Origin of the sequence: Antarctobacter albus, from assembly GCF_900101505.1 — a bacterium.
Taxonomy (GTDB): Bacteria; Pseudomonadota; Alphaproteobacteria; order Rhodobacterales; family Rhodobacteraceae; genus Antarctobacter; species Antarctobacter albus.
In genome coordinates this window covers 89,831-103,505 of record NZ_FMZI01000016.1, presented here as the reverse complement: position 1 = coordinate 103,505, position 13,675 = coordinate 89,831, and the positions used below count along the sequence as shown (strand labels likewise).

General features: G+C 63.8%; 14 protein-coding genes and 1 tRNA gene. 6 read left to right on the top strand and 9 right to left on the bottom strand.

The annotated features are described in order from the left end of the window. The 6 genes from BLQ71_RS22025 to BLQ71_RS22000 all read right to left on the bottom strand — a co-directional run. On the bottom strand, window positions 1–265 hold a 265-nt coding region (locus tag BLQ71_RS22025; RefSeq protein ID WP_074623273.1), incomplete at its 3' end, for an IS5/IS1182 family transposase. Window positions 266–472: 207 nt separating this feature from the next. Next, on the bottom strand, window positions 473–1,402 hold the full coding sequence (locus BLQ71_RS22020; RefSeq protein ID WP_074623272.1) for a Hint domain-containing protein: 930 nt from the start codon (window positions 1,400–1,402) through the stop codon (window positions 473–475). A gap of 206 nt (window positions 1,403–1,608) precedes the next feature. Then, a complete protein-coding gene (locus tag BLQ71_RS22015) occupies window positions 1,609–2,550 on the bottom strand; it encodes a helix-turn-helix domain-containing protein (RefSeq protein ID WP_074623271.1) in 942 nt (313 codons plus the stop codon). Between the two features lie 221 nt (window positions 2,551–2,771). Continuing rightward, window positions 2,772–3,527, bottom strand: a complete 756-nt coding sequence (locus BLQ71_RS22010; RefSeq protein ID WP_074623270.1) for an ABC transporter ATP-binding protein — start codon at window positions 3,525–3,527, stop codon at window positions 2,772–2,774. Continuing rightward, window positions 3,521–4,582, bottom strand: a complete 1,062-nt coding sequence (locus BLQ71_RS22005) for a FecCD family ABC transporter permease (RefSeq protein ID WP_074623269.1) — start codon at window positions 4,580–4,582, stop codon at window positions 3,521–3,523. Before BLQ71_RS22005 ends, BLQ71_RS22010 begins: the two co-directional genes overlap by 7 nt. A gap of 56 nt (window positions 4,583–4,638) precedes the next feature. Beyond that, window positions 4,639–5,775 (bottom strand): ABC transporter substrate-binding protein, encoded by a 1,137-nt coding sequence (locus BLQ71_RS22000; protein WP_074623268.1) that lies wholly within the window; start codon window positions 5,773–5,775, stop codon window positions 4,639–4,641. 123 nt (window positions 5,776–5,898) lie between these two features. On the opposite strand from BLQ71_RS22000, the gene BLQ71_RS21995 reads away from it, so the two are divergent. Then, the gene (locus BLQ71_RS21995; protein ID WP_043146786.1) at window positions 5,899–6,657 is read left to right on the top strand and encodes a class I SAM-dependent methyltransferase; all 759 of its coding nucleotides are present in this window, start codon (window positions 5,899–5,901) and stop codon (window positions 6,655–6,657) included. Window positions 6,658–6,913: 256 nt separating this feature from the next. Here BLQ71_RS21995 and BLQ71_RS21990 read toward each other — a convergent pair. Beyond that, window positions 6,914–6,998: transfer RNA gene (locus BLQ71_RS21990), tRNA-Leu, on the bottom strand. Between the two features lie 247 nt (window positions 6,999–7,245). Between BLQ71_RS21990 and BLQ71_RS21985 the strand changes: the two genes are divergently transcribed. Then, entirely contained in the window at window positions 7,246–7,644 is a 399-nt protein-coding gene (locus BLQ71_RS21985; RefSeq protein WP_229754951.1) for a Hint domain-containing protein, read from the top strand. A 6-nt stretch (window positions 7,645–7,650) separates the two neighbouring features. Here the strand turns inward: BLQ71_RS21985 and BLQ71_RS21980 are convergent, their stop codons facing one another. Continuing rightward, entirely contained in the window at window positions 7,651–9,201 is a 1,551-nt protein-coding gene (locus tag BLQ71_RS21980) for a bifunctional ADP-dependent NAD(P)H-hydrate dehydratase/NAD(P)H-hydrate epimerase (RefSeq protein ID WP_074623267.1), read from the bottom strand. A 169-nt stretch (window positions 9,202–9,370) separates the two neighbouring features. Between BLQ71_RS21980 and BLQ71_RS21975 the strand changes: the two genes are divergently transcribed. From BLQ71_RS21975 to BLQ71_RS21960, 4 genes are all read left to right on the top strand, one after another. Further along, window positions 9,371–9,709, top strand: coding sequence for a P-II family nitrogen regulator (locus BLQ71_RS21975; RefSeq protein WP_043146790.1), 339 nt, complete (start codon window positions 9,371–9,373; stop codon window positions 9,707–9,709). Window positions 9,710–9,781: 72 nt separating this feature from the next. Further along, a complete protein-coding gene (gene glnA, locus BLQ71_RS21970; protein WP_043146791.1) occupies window positions 9,782–11,185 on the top strand; it encodes a type I glutamate--ammonia ligase in 1,404 nt (467 codons plus the stop codon). A 166-nt stretch (window positions 11,186–11,351) separates the two neighbouring features. Beyond that, the gene (locus BLQ71_RS21965; RefSeq protein ID WP_074623266.1) at window positions 11,352–12,152 is read left to right on the top strand and encodes a lytic murein transglycosylase; all 801 of its coding nucleotides are present in this window, start codon (window positions 11,352–11,354) and stop codon (window positions 12,150–12,152) included. A 120-nt stretch (window positions 12,153–12,272) separates the two neighbouring features. Next, on the top strand, window positions 12,273–12,941 hold the full coding sequence (locus BLQ71_RS21960; RefSeq protein WP_043146793.1) for a hypothetical protein: 669 nt from the start codon (window positions 12,273–12,275) through the stop codon (window positions 12,939–12,941). On the opposite strand, the gene BLQ71_RS21955 is transcribed toward BLQ71_RS21960, so the two are convergent. Continuing rightward, the gene (locus BLQ71_RS21955) at window positions 12,922–13,662 is read right to left on the bottom strand and encodes a heme-dependent oxidative N-demethylase family protein (RefSeq protein WP_074623265.1); all 741 of its coding nucleotides are present in this window, start codon (window positions 13,660–13,662) and stop codon (window positions 12,922–12,924) included. The two genes, BLQ71_RS21960 and BLQ71_RS21955, sit on opposite strands and share 20 nt — an antisense overlap. Window positions 13,663–13,675 lie beyond the last annotated feature (13 nt).

Genomic DNA, 13,675 nt, shown 5'->3' with positions numbered 1-13,675 from the left:
TCGTTTCCTCACCGTGCTCGGCCGCCAGACCCGCCATGATCCGGGCGAAGACGCCCCGATCGCTCCACCGCTTCCACCGGTTGTAGAGTGTCTTGTGGGGGCCGTACTCCCTTGGGGCGTCGCGCCACCGCAAACCGTTGCGATTGATGAAGATAATCCCGCTCAAGACACGCCGGTCGTCGACGCGGGGCTTGCCGTGCGACTTCGGAAAGTAAGGCTCCAGACGCGCCATCTGTGCGTCGCTCAACCAGAAAAGATCAGACATGATCACCGCTCGTTTTCGAACCGTGAAACATGCCAGTCAGACCAAATCAATGGGTCCTGACCCTAGATGCCCCCTGCCCCGGCGTTGAATCACGCCCCCGGTGATTCAATGCTCCGTTCTGTGCGCAAGGCCGCCTCAGGGCGCGGGCGTATAAGGCACGCACGCTACACGCACCGCCGCGCCCCGACAGTCAGCCCCCCTTCCCGGCTAGGCGCCCAGGCCCAAATGCATGCGCACCGCCGCGGGAATCAATCGCGCCGAAGATGCCCTTGGCACCGGCATCGCCGCGATGCTCCGCTCTTCGCCGTACAAAGACAGGTAGTCCTGATAGTTGTCGAAGGCCTGACGACGGACAAAATCCACGTAGGTTTCCGCCGGCAGCCCGTTTGCCAGGATGATGTCATGCGAATCCGTTTCCACATGGTGATAGGTAACGAGGTCCGGTTGCTGTTCCATCGGCACGGTTTGAATGCTCGTCCCGTTCACCAGTGCCCCGGCATTGATCGCCACACCGTCGAGGATGACCGCATGGTCGGAGGTCAGCACCAGATCACGGTAGGGCGCCCTGTCGCCGAATGCCCCGGCGGTGATCCGGACAGGCTGCACGCGCGCCGAAGCAAAGGCCTTGTGCACGGTCTGGCGACCCATCCACCGGACCGGAACAGTCCGACCGTCCGCCGTCGTGACAAAATCGCCGATCTTCAGCGCCTCGACCGCGCGCTCGCCGTCCGGCGTGGCAATCAGCGTTCCGGAGGCAAAACAGGCCGCATCGCTGCTCAGAACCTGGGACGACGGATCATCCGCGTATACGTTGACCCCGATGGCTGTGCCGAACTGGGCGCCATCGGGGGCATCGAAGACCACGAAGAAAGCCGTGTTGCCGGCCACGGTATCGGCACTGCCGAAGACATATCCCTTGGTTCCGTTGAACATCCCGCTCCCGAGGTAGAAACCGGTTCCCCCCGATACCCCGCCAAAGGACATGGTGTTGACGTCGAACCCTGTGATGGCGACCTCGTCACCGGGCAGGATGCTGCCATCATCCAGGACAGCGGTGATCGTTCCTTCGTCGTCTTGCCAAGTAGCGGCTAACCCGTCCGAGCCGACGGAACTTCCGAACGTAAAAGATGTGGGCATAGAATCATTTTCTCCACTGCAGGGGTTTGGATCAGCCGGGCGCGGCCTCCCGACAACGGGGGGCTGATCCGGTGGCCACGCCCGGCGCGGAGAAGCTCCGCACGCGGGACCCTACGGGGGAGCGAAACGGCCCCCCAGCCGCGTCTTTGTTGATTTCCGGTAGAGTTTGTTTGCGAACGACCACAGCACCCCTGCATTCGACAGGGTCAGGTGCGGGAGGCTGCCTGTCGTTCCAACCACTGGCGCGGCGGCAGCCCGGTCCAGCGGCGGAAGGCCGAAGAAAAATTGCTGACACTGGAATAGCCGAACCTGTGCGCCACAACCTTGATGGGCATGCCCTCTTGCAACGCGGCACAGATCGCCGCCAAGCGGACCTGTTGCAGAGACCGATTGAAGCTGATCCCGAACTCGACACGGTACGCCCGATCCAGGCGGCGGGGCGAGACCCCGAACTGGTTGGCGATTTCGGCAAGCGAGGGCGGATCCACTAGGCACTCCTGCAAGAGCGCATGTGCGTCGCGGGCAAGGCTACCAGCCAGGGGCGTCACATTCGGCACGCCATCCTCGCACAGGCTTTGCAGGTGAAATCCCAGGATCTGCTGGGCCGCGGCGCTCACCATGAGGCGCCCCAGCGGCGAGTTGTTCGACAGGGCAGTCATCAATGCCTGTCGCAGGTGTACCGGCAACGCCCTTGCGCGGTGGTAGGTGTTGCTTCCGCCCTCGAGCAAGGGGCGGATGCCCTTGGGAACCGGGCCGCCGAACCAATCCTTGACCGTCTCAAGCGAGACAAGCGCACCGAAGATGGCGTTGTCGCCCGCTCCGAAGCGATACAGCGCCCCGGAGACACTGGGCCGGATCAAGCCCGGCGCACTGTCCTGGTAGCGCCGGCCACAGGCAAGCTCTGCCTGGAAACCGCCCTTGAGCACGACCTGGGTGAACACGAAACCCGAGTTGCGCGAACTCGCAACCTCGACGCTGTCCGGTCCGGAGGTCCGGAATCGCGACAGGCTCCAACTGACACCACTGCCGTCCGTGCCGGGGTGTCTTTGCCAGGTCATCTCGACGGTTCCGGCCTGCCGCTGGACGACGTTATGTGCCCGGCCGTTCCCGAGATAAAGCTCGATCGGCGATACACGCCCGTTACTCATGACATTGATCCTGTGCCGTTACTGTTCGCAGCGGACACAGGGCTAACGTGTTTCAAAAGTTAAGAAAAGTCTGCGATGACTCAGTTCGCACCGCTGCCGCTATTGCACTCCGTCACAACCGAGGACAAGGACCGGCAGTCAATCGTTCCCGGTTGAATAAACTCGAGCGCAGGACAATCACCAGTGCGCCCTGTTCACGCAGGCCTGGCCTGCCCTCTTTCCTAGGCCGCAGCCGGCCCATCCACGATCATCATCGGGCACCCGCGCGAGCAGCGTTCGACCCGGCTGTCGATGCCATAAAGACGGCGGATCAGCTCCGGTGTCAGAACCTCCGGCGTATCGCCACAGGCCAGCAGCCGCCCCTCGGCGAGGGCGATCGTCGTCGTGCAGCAGCGCATCACCTGATTGAGATCATGCAACGCAAGGATCATCACCGCGCCGGTTTCCTCGGCATATGCGCGCAGCGCCTCCAGAACTTCGAACTGGCGATAGAGGTCAAGCGCCGAGGTCGGCTCGTCCATCAGCACCACGCGGGGGCGCGCCACCAGCGTCTGCGCAACGGACACCGCCTGACGCTGGCCGCCGGACAATTCCGGCAGTTGGTGATCCGCGAGGTGTGCGATGCCGAACCGGCCCAGAACCTCGTCCACGGCTGCCAGTTCACCCGACGACAGGCGCCATCCCCCTTCCCCCTGCTTGAGCGCGAGAATGATGGATTCGTAGACCGTCAGCGCCGCGTTCATGCCCGTGTCCTGCGGCATGTACCGCAGGTCCGCCTGCGCGGCGCCGTTCAGCCGCACGGCCCCTGCCCCGCGCAACTGCCCCGCGATCCGGCGGAAGAGTGTCGACTTGCCGGCGGCATTCGCGCCCACCAGCGCGGTCAACATGCCACCCGCGATCGGCGGCGTGCTCGCCTCGGTCAGGATCTTACGGCGCCCGTAACCGGCACCGACACGCTCAAGCGTCAGGCTCACCATGACTTGCGTCCTTTCGTCAGAATGAGGGCCGCAAAGAACGGCACGCCGACCAGCGCGGTGATGATCCCGATGGGCAGGACCGCGCCCGGCAGGATCGCCTTGGACAGGACCGAGGTCGCCGAGAGGATCACCGCCCCAGACAGCATCGCTCCGGGCAGGAAGAACCGCTGGTCCTCTCCCAGCAGCAGGCGCGCCACATGCGGGCCGACGATGCCGATAAACCCGATTGTTCCGACGAAACTGACCGGCACCGCCGCCAACAGCGAGACCAGCACCAGCGCCTCCAGCCGCAGACGCTTGACCGGCACGCCCATTGCCGCCGCGCGGGTCTCGCCCAGGCGGATCGCGGTCAGCGCCCAGGCGCGGCGGGCAAAGAGCGGCGTGCAGATTGCCAGGATGACGGCGGTGACCGCGACCTTGCCCCAGGTCGCCTTGGTCAGGCTGCCCATTGTCCAGAACACCACCGCCGAAAGCGCCTGTTCCGAGGCGAAATACTGCAGCAACGCCAGCGCCGCGTTGAAGGAGAACACCAGGGCGATACCGAGGAGAACGATGGTCTCCACGGTCACGCCACGCAGGGTGCTGAGGCCGAAAATCAGCAGCGAGGCCGCCATCGCCATGACAAAGGCATTGATCGGCACCATCAGCGACAGCGCCGCCGGGAAAAGCGCCACCCCCAGAACCATAGCCAGCGCCGCGCCGAAACTGGCGGCCGCGGAGAGGCCAAGGGTAAAGGGACTGGCCAAAGGGTTGGCAAGGATGGTCTGCATCTGGGCGCCCGCCAGTGACAGGCTCGCGCCCACGGTCACGGCAAGAACGGCCATCGGCATCCGGATGTCCCAGACAACCACCCGCATCTGCAGCTCCGCCGCGCCGGGAGCAAGAATCGTCTTCAGTACATCCCAGACCGCGTACCGCGCGGGTCCCAGCGACACATCCACCGCAACGGACACGACAAGGAGCGCGGAAAGCCCGGCCAGGATCGCGATACGCCGGGCAACCAATCCGCGATAGGCACCGGCATGCGTGGAAATCTCTGTCGTGACTGTGGTCATGGACGCTCCGTCAGGAAAGGGTGGCCCAACCCGGGCCACCCTGCACTTTCATCGGATCAGTTGGTTTCGGCAGCTTGCAACGACACCCAGTAGCCCGGACGATAATCCACCGGCAGAAAGCGCTCGTGCAGTTCCTGCAAGGTCGCCTCGGGATTCATGTCGGGGAACAACTCGGGGTGCAGCCAGGTCGCCAGGCGTTGAACCGCGACAAAGCTGTAGGGCGAATTGTAGAACTGGTGCCAGATGCCGTGCACCTGCCCGGTCTCGACCGCCTTCGCGCCGGTAAAGGCGGGGCGCTCCATCAGCGCGGCCAGTTTGCGCCCGGCCTCTTCCACGTCGGACCCCGGCCCCATGCCGACCCAGTCGCCGCCGGGCACATAGGCCTCCCAGTTGCCGCCCGTGACCACGATCTGATCGGGGTCCGAGGCGATGACCTGTTCGGCGTTCACCGTGCCGAAGGTGCCGGGAATGAACTCGCTGCCCAAGTTCGTGCCACCCGCAAGCGCCACGAAACGACCGAAGTTGCCGTCGCCGAAAGACATGCAGCAATCTTCGGAATAACCGCCGGCCCGTTCGACAAAGACCAGCGGACGGTCCAGGTCCGTCTGCGCCTCGATCACGTCGGTAACGCGGGCGATCTGCGCCTGGTAGAAATCGTTGAACTCGGCCGCCTTGGCATCTTCGCCATAGAGCTTGCCGATGATCTGCATAGACTTCGCCGTGTTCTCGAAGGGTTTTTCACGGAAATCGACATAGACGATCGGGATGCCGACCTTGGCCAGCTTGTCCTCGTAGCCGGCCTCGTCTGTCGCGGCCTTGGCCTCGAGGTTCATGATCATCACGTCCGGGTTCAACGAGACCGCCTGTTCGATGTCGAAAGTGCCGTCCTTGAACCCGCCAAAAACCGGGATCTCTGTCAGCGCCGGGAATGTCTCGGCGTAGATCTCATAGCTTTCGGGCGAGGCCTGGCGGAAATCGTCACGCCATCCGACCACGCGCTCGAACGGGTTTTCAGGGTCCAGCACCGCGGCAAAGAAGATCTGCCGCCCTTCGCCCAGGATCACGCGGTCGACCGGCCCGTCGACCGTGACCTCGCGACCGGCGATGTCGGTGAGGGTGATGGGGTCGGCTTGCACGAGGCTGGCTGCGATGAGGCTCAGCGCCGAGGCGCCGAGTAGGCTGCGAAGGGTCATTTGGAATCCTCTTGGTATCGGATGGTGCACCGCTATTAATTCCGATTGTTTCAGTCAACAACTAAGTTGACTTATTCAGTCAACATCTGCGACATCCCGCGAAACCGACCAAGAGGCCCGCAGATGCAGACAGCCCCCCTCAGCAACCGAAACCTGCGCGACGAGATCCGCGACTACTGGTCCGACCGCGCCGCCACCTTCGACGACGATCCCGGGCACAGGATTTCCGACGGGGCCGAGATGTCCGCCTGGGCGGCGCTGTTCCGCCGCCACCTCGGCCCGCCAGAAGGGCGCCGCCTGCTCGACCTGGCCTCCGGCACCGGAGAAATCGCGCGGCTCTGCCAGGGGATGGGATTTGTGGTCACCGGGCTGGACTGGTCGGAACCGATGCTGGAGCGGGCCCGCAGCAAACTGCCCGAAGTCACCTTTCTGCAGGCCGATGCGGAACGGACAATGCAGCCCGAGGCCAGCACCGATGTGATCGTGACACGGCACCTGGTCTGGACGCTGGTCGATCCGGCGGCGGCCTTCGCCGAATGGCTGCGCATCCTTGCTCCCGGCGGGCGACTTCTGGTGGTGGACGGTGACTTTGTCACCAAGTCCTGGGCTGCGCGCCTGCTGGGCGGGCTTCGCCGCGCGCCGGTCAACGGCCAGCGCACACGACACCAGAGGATCCTGAGCCAGGTCCATTTCTCGGGAGGCGCCCGCGCAGATCAGGTGGCGGACATGCTTGAAGCGGCGGGATTCACAGATCTGCGGGTCGACACGAACCTCGGGCCGGTCCACCGCGCGCAGGCAAGGCAGTTCGGCTGGCAAAAGGCCCTGCTTCGCCGGTCGGAACACCGCTATGCGATCAGCGCCAGGAAACCGGCCCCATCCTGACGGGCTGCCGAAAGGCCCCCTGCAGACCAAGCGTGCCACACGCCTGGACAAGCGGGTCAATGAATCCGGAAACAGGACCTTGGTCGCTTGAAACCATCATGGCCTGAAGCGCGACACCGGGAAGAGACATCCAGCGCCCAGCGGGCGTGACCACTTGCCCGCAACCCTTCGCGACAGCCCGCGCCGCAAGCTATTGCAAAAGAGGGGAACAACGCCTTGACCTAATTGGGGTCTTGGCCCTTGCCTCGGCTTGATCTGGTGCGGGTGGAGGGACTTGAACCCCCACGCCTTGCGGCGCCAGAACCTAAATCTGGTGCGTCTACCAATTTCGCCACACCCGCAACGTCGCGCTGAATAGCAAAGCGCCGTGACCGAGGCGAGCGGAAAATTCCTGGAAAAGCCTATGCAATTGCAGGCGACATAAACCGGATCTTGGCCTATCCTGCCGCAAAACAAGAAAAGACCGGCAGTAACATACAGGAACAAGAAACGATGGCCCATGACATGGTCCGGCGTGGCAACGGTGTGGAGTCCGTGTGCCAAGCATCCGCCAATGCCCCCTGCAATGCACTCCCTCTCGGCACTCTCGTGCTGACGCTCGATGGCGCGCTGCCGGTGGAATATCTCTCCTCAGGGGACAGGATCATCACGCGCGACAGCGGGACGGCGCGGCTTGCAGCCCTGCGGCCCCTGCGCCGCCGCCTGCCAGCGGTTTTCGTGGCACCTGGCAGCCTCGGGCACATGCGGCCCGACCTGACGCTGGTCCTGCCCGCCGCGCAAGAGGTGCTGTTGCGCGACTGGCGGGCCAGGGCGCTGTTCGGCAAGGACCGGGCGCTGGTGCCGCTGTCACGGCTGATCGACGGCAAATTCATCCGCAGCGCGGGCACAATCGACATGCAACTGGTCGCACTGGCCTTCGACGCGCCGCACATCCTTTATGCGGACGGGTTGGAACTGGCCTCTGCCACAAGCGACGTCACCGCCTGACAGGCGTCACAGCCCCAGCCTGCGAAACACCTTGGGCAGTTCCTCGGGCAGGTCCTCGGCGACCAGGCCGGGGCCGAAACTGCGCGCCGCCTTGACATGCAGCCAGGCGCCGGTTTCTGCGGCCCGCATTGGCGTCAGGCCACGGGCCAGCAACCCGGTAATGAAACCGGCAAGTACATCGCCTGATCCTGCGGTCGCCAGCCAGGGCGCCTCCCTGTCGTAGACTGCCGCGTTGACCGAACAGGCCCCGTTCGGGTCGGCGATCACCGTGTCGGGCCCCTTGAACAACACGACGCAGCCCGCGCGGGCGGCAGCGTCCCGCGTTGCGTCCACCTTGGAATAGGCCGGGCCGCGTGTTGGTTCCTTGTTCAACCTTTCCGCGATGTCGGGGAAGAGCCGCGCGAACTCGCCGCCATGCGGTGTCAGAACGCAATTCGCGTGCAGCATCGCAAAAAGCGTCTCGGGACAATCCGCATAGGCGGTCAAGGCATCGGCATCGAGCACCACGCGAGGCCCGTGCCTTGCAGCCAACGCCACAGGCACCAGATCGCGTGCCCGCTCAACCCCCATGCCGGGCCCTAGACATAGCGCGTTGAGGCGCCTGTCCTCCAGAACCTCGGCCAGGTTACCGGCATCCTCGACCCGGGTCAGCATCAGTGCGGTGATCCGGCTTGCCACCTCCATCTGCGCCGCACCCGGCACACCCATAGTCACCAGCCCGGCCCCGATCCTGAGGGCGCCGCGCGCCGCCAGACGCGCTGCGCCGGTTTTGCCGAAACCGCCGGACAGGATCAGCGCGTGGCCGTGGGTGTACTTGTGGTCGAACTTCCGTTTCGAAATCCCTGGGAACGAGTCGTCCGAAAGGCGGGCTTGGTCCACCAAATGCACCTGGCTTTCATCAAACACGTGGTCCAAGCCGATATCCTTGACGACCAACGAATTGCAGCGCTGATACGAACGATCCAGATAGTGCCCAACCTTTGCCGAGTGGAACGATACCACGAGGTCGCTGAAATCCCCGCCGCCGCCAAGCATTTTGCCGCTGTCCGCGCAAAGTCCCGATGGCATGTCCACGGCCACAACCTTTGTTGTCGTCTTGTCGTGCGTTGCGGTCATGATCAGTTCGCGCCCGACCTCTTCGGGCAAGGGCCGTGTAAGGCCGGTCCCAAAGACCGCGTCGATGAACAGGTCCGCGGTGGTTTGCTCAGCGTTCAAGTCTTCCCAAGACGAGACGGCGCCCATCTTCCGCCACAGCTCATAATTCGCTCTCGCATCCGGTGGCAGCTTTTCGGCATCGCCGTAAAGGAACACCCCTACGTCCCACCCGCGCTCCTGCAACAATCGCGCCACGACAAACCCGTCGCCACCATTGTTCCCCGGCCCGCAGAGAACGACCGCCCGATGCGCGCCCTGCCCCAGTTCCGGCCATTCCGCCAAGATCGCTTCGACCACGCCGGCACCTGCCCGCTCCATCAACTCAAGACCCGTCACGGCGCCGCTGTCGATGGCCGCCTGCTCGATCTGGCGCATCTGCGCCGAGGTCAAAAGCTCTGTCATTTTGCCCCGCGATTCAATTCTGCACTATTTTTGCGCAACTCGCACAAAATTTGACCTCGCCCAAAAATTCGCTCTCCGCTTCCGGCCCTCGCAGGGCCTATCGGATTGTGGCGATCATCCAGAAGTGATCTGCCAAGTCCACGAAGAGCGCAAGGGAGAGCGAGGTCTCATGAAAAAGATCGAAGCGATCATCAAGCCATTCAAGCTTGATGAGGTGAAGGAGGCGCTGCAAGAAGCGGGCATCCAGGGTCTGTCCGTCGTCGAGGTGAAGGGCTTTGGCCGTCAGAAGGGCCATACCGAGCTCTACCGTGGCGCCGAGTACGTCGTCGACTTCCTGCCCAAGGTGAAGATAGAGATCGTTCTTGACGACGACCAGGTCGATGCCGCCATCGAGGCCATCGTCGAGGCCGCCAAGACCGACAAGATCGGCGACGGCAAGATCTTTGTCAGCCACGTCGAACAGGCCATCCGTATCCGCACCGGCGAAACCGGCTCGGACGCGCTGTAATTCCAGAAATTGACCGCGGCACTGCTGGGCCGCAGGCATCCCCAAAGTATGACAGAAAGGGACTCAACAGTTATGAGCAACGCTGTTCTCGACATGATGAAGGAAGAGGACGTCGCCTACGTCGACATCCGGTTCACAGACCCGCGCGGCAAGCTGCAGCACGTGACCGTGATCGCGGATGAGGTCGACGAGGATTTCCTCGAAGAGGGCTTCATGTTTGACGGCTCCTCGATCGCCGGCTGGAAGTCGATCGAAGCCTCGGACATGAAACTCATGCCCGACCTGGAAAGCGCCTATATCGACCCGTTCTACGCCGAAAAGACGCTCTGCCTGCATTGCTCGGTCGTCGAGCCCGACACCGGCGAACCGTACGAGCGTGACCCGCGCGGCACCGCCGAAAAGGCAGAAGCCTACCTGAAGTCCTCCGGCATCGGCGACATCTCGTACTGGGGCCCGGAAGCCGAGTTCTTCCTGTTCGACGACGTGCGCTTCTCGAACAAGATCAACAAGGTCTCCTACGAGGTCGACGCGGTCGACGCATCGTGGAACACCGACACCGAGTACGAGACCGGCAACATGGGTCATCGTCCGGGCGTCAAGGGCGGCTATTTCCCGGTCAACCCGACTGACGACGCGCAGGACCTGCGCTCGGAAATGCTCTCGACCATGAAGCGCATCGGCATGAAGGTCGACAAACACCACCACGAGGTGGCGTCCTGCCAGCACGAGCTGGGCCTGATCTTCGGTTCGCTGACCAAGCAGGCGGACGAGCTGCAGAAGTACAAGTACATCATCCACAACGTGGCACATGCCTATGGCAAGTCGGCCACCTTCATGCCCAAGCCGATCTACGGCGACAACGGCACCGGCATGCACTGCAACATGTCGATCTGGAAGGACGGCAAGCCGCTGTTCGCGGGTGACAAATACGCGGACCTCAGCCAGGAGGCGCTGTACTTCATCGGCGGCATCCTCAAGCACGCCAAGACGCTGAACGCCTTCACCAACCCGTCGACCAACTCGTACAAGCGCCTGATCCCCGGCTTCGAAGCGCCGGTTCTGCGCGCCTACTCGGCCCGCAACCGGTCCGGCTGCGTCCGTATTCCGTGGACCGAAAGCCCCAAGGCCAAGCGCGTCGAGGCCCGTTTCCCCGATCCGTCGGCGAACCCCTACCTGTGCTTCGCAGCGCTGCTGATGGCCGGCCTGGACGGCATCACCAACAAGATCGATCCCGGCGAGGCGATGGACAAGAACCTCTACGACCTGCCGGCCGAAGAGCTGGAAGGCATCCCCACCGTCTGCGGCTCGCTGCGTGAAGCCATCGACTGCCTGAAGGCCGACCACGAGTTCCTGCTCGCCGGCGACGTCTTCACCAAGGACCAGATCGACGGCTACATCGAACTGAAGATGGAAGAGATCGAACTGTTCGAACACACGCCGCACCCGGTCGAGTTCGGCATGTACTACAGCTGCTGATCGCCACGCGATCCACAGCGAAACGGGCGCCCCTGAGGCGCCCGTTTTCATTTCCGCCCCCCTCCCCGCGCGAAGCGGCAGCCCGCCACCCCACGCTCTACCCTCTTGGCGCCTCCTCCAGTCGCGGCTAACCTTCCAGGAAACCTGTCCGAACCGGAGCCCTGCCATGCGCCGCCTCGCCCCTGCCCTTGCCCTTGCCATCCTTACCGCTGTCCCCGCCTTTGCCGCGGGCTGCGGGAACACCGCCTCGGGCTTTGACGCCTGGAAAGGTGAATTCGCCACCGAGGCGCGCCGCGCCGGGGTCGGCGACCGGGGCATCAACGCCCTGATGAACGCGCGCTATTCCACCAAGACGATCGGCGCGGACCGCAACCAGAAGGGCGTGAAATACAGCTTCGAACGGTTCGTGCAGATCCGCCTTGGGTCGCTCGACAGTTTCGCCAACGGTGCCCGTAACCGGATCAACCAAAACAAGGCCTTTTACGACAGCCTCGAAAAGCACTTTGGCGTTCCGGCAGGCATCATCGTCGCCATTCACGGCATGGAAACCGGCTATGGCCGCACGATGGGCACAGAACCTGTGATCAATTCGATCCTGACGGTCGCCTATGACTGCCGCCGCCCGCAACTGTTCCGGCCCCATGCCATCGCGGCGCTGAAAATGGTGGATCGCGGGATGCTGTCCCCGAGCCAGAAGGGCGCCTTTCACGGCGAATTGGGCCACACCCAGTTCCTGCCCGGCAATGCCATGCGCTACGGCGTCGATGCCACTGGTGACGGACGGGTCGATTTCTACAACCAGGCCGATGCACTGGCCTCGACCGCCAATTTCCTGCGCCAGAAGGGATGGAAGCGGGGGCAGCCCTTCGGACCTGGCACGCACAACTTCCGCGTCCTGAACGAATGGAACGCCGCCACCGTCTATCAGCAGGCCATCGCGGCCGCGGCCGAGAGGATCGGCCGCTGAGCCCGATCCGGAAACAAAGAGCGCAAAACCGCGTAATTTTCCCCGAATCGCCCGATTGTTAACATGTTTCGGGGTCAGTCTTTCCCTGTGCGGACAAGAATGCCGCCACAGGAGAGCAGAATGACCTTCGAATACCCCTACGCGGGGATGATCCTGCCGGACGTGCGGGATCTGCACCCCGAGCCCTATCTCGAAAGCGCCGCCAAGGTGCTGGCCCGTCTTGATCCACGCCCGGACGCCAAGTCTCCGACACGGCGACAACCGGGCCGCGTGATGGGCCACCATCTGGGCATCTCGGTGCTGTCCGAAGAACTTAGCGACTACGGCCCCCGGGTGGTGCTGGAGGTGGTGACCGCCGACGGGACACCGCCCGACGAAACCGACGCTGCGCGCCTGTTGTCGGATACGGTGCGGGCCGCGCTGGATCACTCCTCGGCGGACATCCTGGAATGGTTCGCCCCCGATACACTGATCGACCGGGACGATTTCATCCGGCTGCGCAACTTCGTCTCGCCGCGCCGCATCGGCCGGGTCGACACGGAAATCGAGGACGCACTGTTCGAAAGCGCCGCCGCCGCGCAGGGTATCTGCGGCACGCTCTACCCCAAACGCTCGAAACCGGCCGAAATCCCCAACCTGCCCGCCGTGGTGGCGCAATCCGCGATGCAACGGCGCCCGTCCAGGTTCGGCCTGCGGCGTGCCAGCCAGATGATGGCCGTGACCAGCCTGATCGCCGTGCTCAGCACGACCGGTCAGATGGACTATTTCCTCAGGCAGTTGCTGCAGTGACCGCTTCGCTGCGCACCAAGTAGGTGTGTATTGAAAAGACCACCGCGCGGGTCCGTGGCAGGCGCAGGATGCACTGCCGCTCTGACCGCCAGAAGGGTGCGGCGGCGGGATCGACCGGCGCGCGCGGGTTGTGCATCGAGCGTGGATGAAACAGTTCTGACTCGGCGTATCGCAGGGCATTGAACCGCCACAGCGGACGCCCCGCCTGCACCCCATCGAACAGTCTTTGCACCCGGCGCGCGATGTTGTCGTCGAAACTGTCGACCGGCGCGTGGATATCCGTCATCGGACGCATGAATTTCTCGTCCAGGCGCCAGCTGGCCGGGAAACACAGAACGGCCCCTGTCAACACATGCTGATCGCCATGCTTTTCCATCAGGCACAGGTCTTCCTGCACGATCCGCCCCAGCGTCCCCAGCGGATCGATCCTGTCCAGCGCGACACGCGCGCCATCGGGGCAAAGAACACTGTCTTCGGCCCGCGAAAACCCGTCAGGCAACGCCGCAAGCACCGTTTCCAGCAACTCTTCCGCCGCCGGGACGGCCCCGGACGACAAGGCCAGCACCTCGTTGCAGCGGTCGGCTAGCAGGCGGCGGCGCTCTGCCATCTGCCCGGCATAGGCCTCGTCCACGATCAACCATTCCGACGGATCCAGCGGCGCAATCCCCGGCAAGGGGCGCGGCGCTGTGACATCATACGGGATTCGGTCTTGCAGGATCATGCGCGCAGGCTAG

Coding starts and splice junctions, on each gene's coding strand:
- BLQ71_RS22015 (WP_074623271.1), bottom strand. CDS start 2,550: ATGAGTAACGGGCGTGTATCGCCGATCGAGCTTTATCTCGGGAACGGC.
- BLQ71_RS21955 (WP_074623265.1), bottom strand. CDS start 13,662: ATGATCCTGCAAGACCGAATCCCGTATGATGTCACAGCGCCGCGCCCC.
- BLQ71_RS21960 (WP_043146793.1), top strand. CDS start 12,273: ATGACCTTCGAATACCCCTACGCGGGGATGATCCTGCCGGACGTGCGG.
- BLQ71_RS21975 (WP_043146790.1), top strand. CDS start 9,371: ATGAAAAAGATCGAAGCGATCATCAAGCCATTCAAGCTTGATGAGGTG.
- glnA (WP_043146791.1), top strand. CDS start 9,782: ATGAGCAACGCTGTTCTCGACATGATGAAGGAAGAGGACGTCGCCTAC.
- BLQ71_RS22020 (WP_074623272.1), bottom strand. CDS start 1,402: ATGCCCACATCTTTTACGTTCGGAAGTTCCGTCGGCTCGGACGGGTTA.
- BLQ71_RS22005 (WP_074623269.1), bottom strand. CDS start 4,582: ATGACCACAGTCACGACAGAGATTTCCACGCATGCCGGTGCCTATCGC.
- BLQ71_RS22000 (WP_074623268.1), bottom strand. CDS start 5,775: ATGACCCTTCGCAGCCTACTCGGCGCCTCGGCGCTGAGCCTCATCGCA.
- BLQ71_RS21965 (WP_074623266.1), top strand. CDS start 11,352: ATGCGCCGCCTCGCCCCTGCCCTTGCCCTTGCCATCCTTACCGCTGTC.
- BLQ71_RS22010 (WP_074623270.1), bottom strand. CDS start 3,527: ATGGTGAGCCTGACGCTTGAGCGTGTCGGTGCCGGTTACGGGCGCCGT.
- BLQ71_RS21980 (WP_074623267.1), bottom strand. CDS start 9,201: ATGACAGAGCTTTTGACCTCGGCGCAGATGCGCCAGATCGAGCAGGCG.
- BLQ71_RS21995 (WP_043146786.1), top strand. CDS start 5,899: ATGCAGACAGCCCCCCTCAGCAACCGAAACCTGCGCGACGAGATCCGC.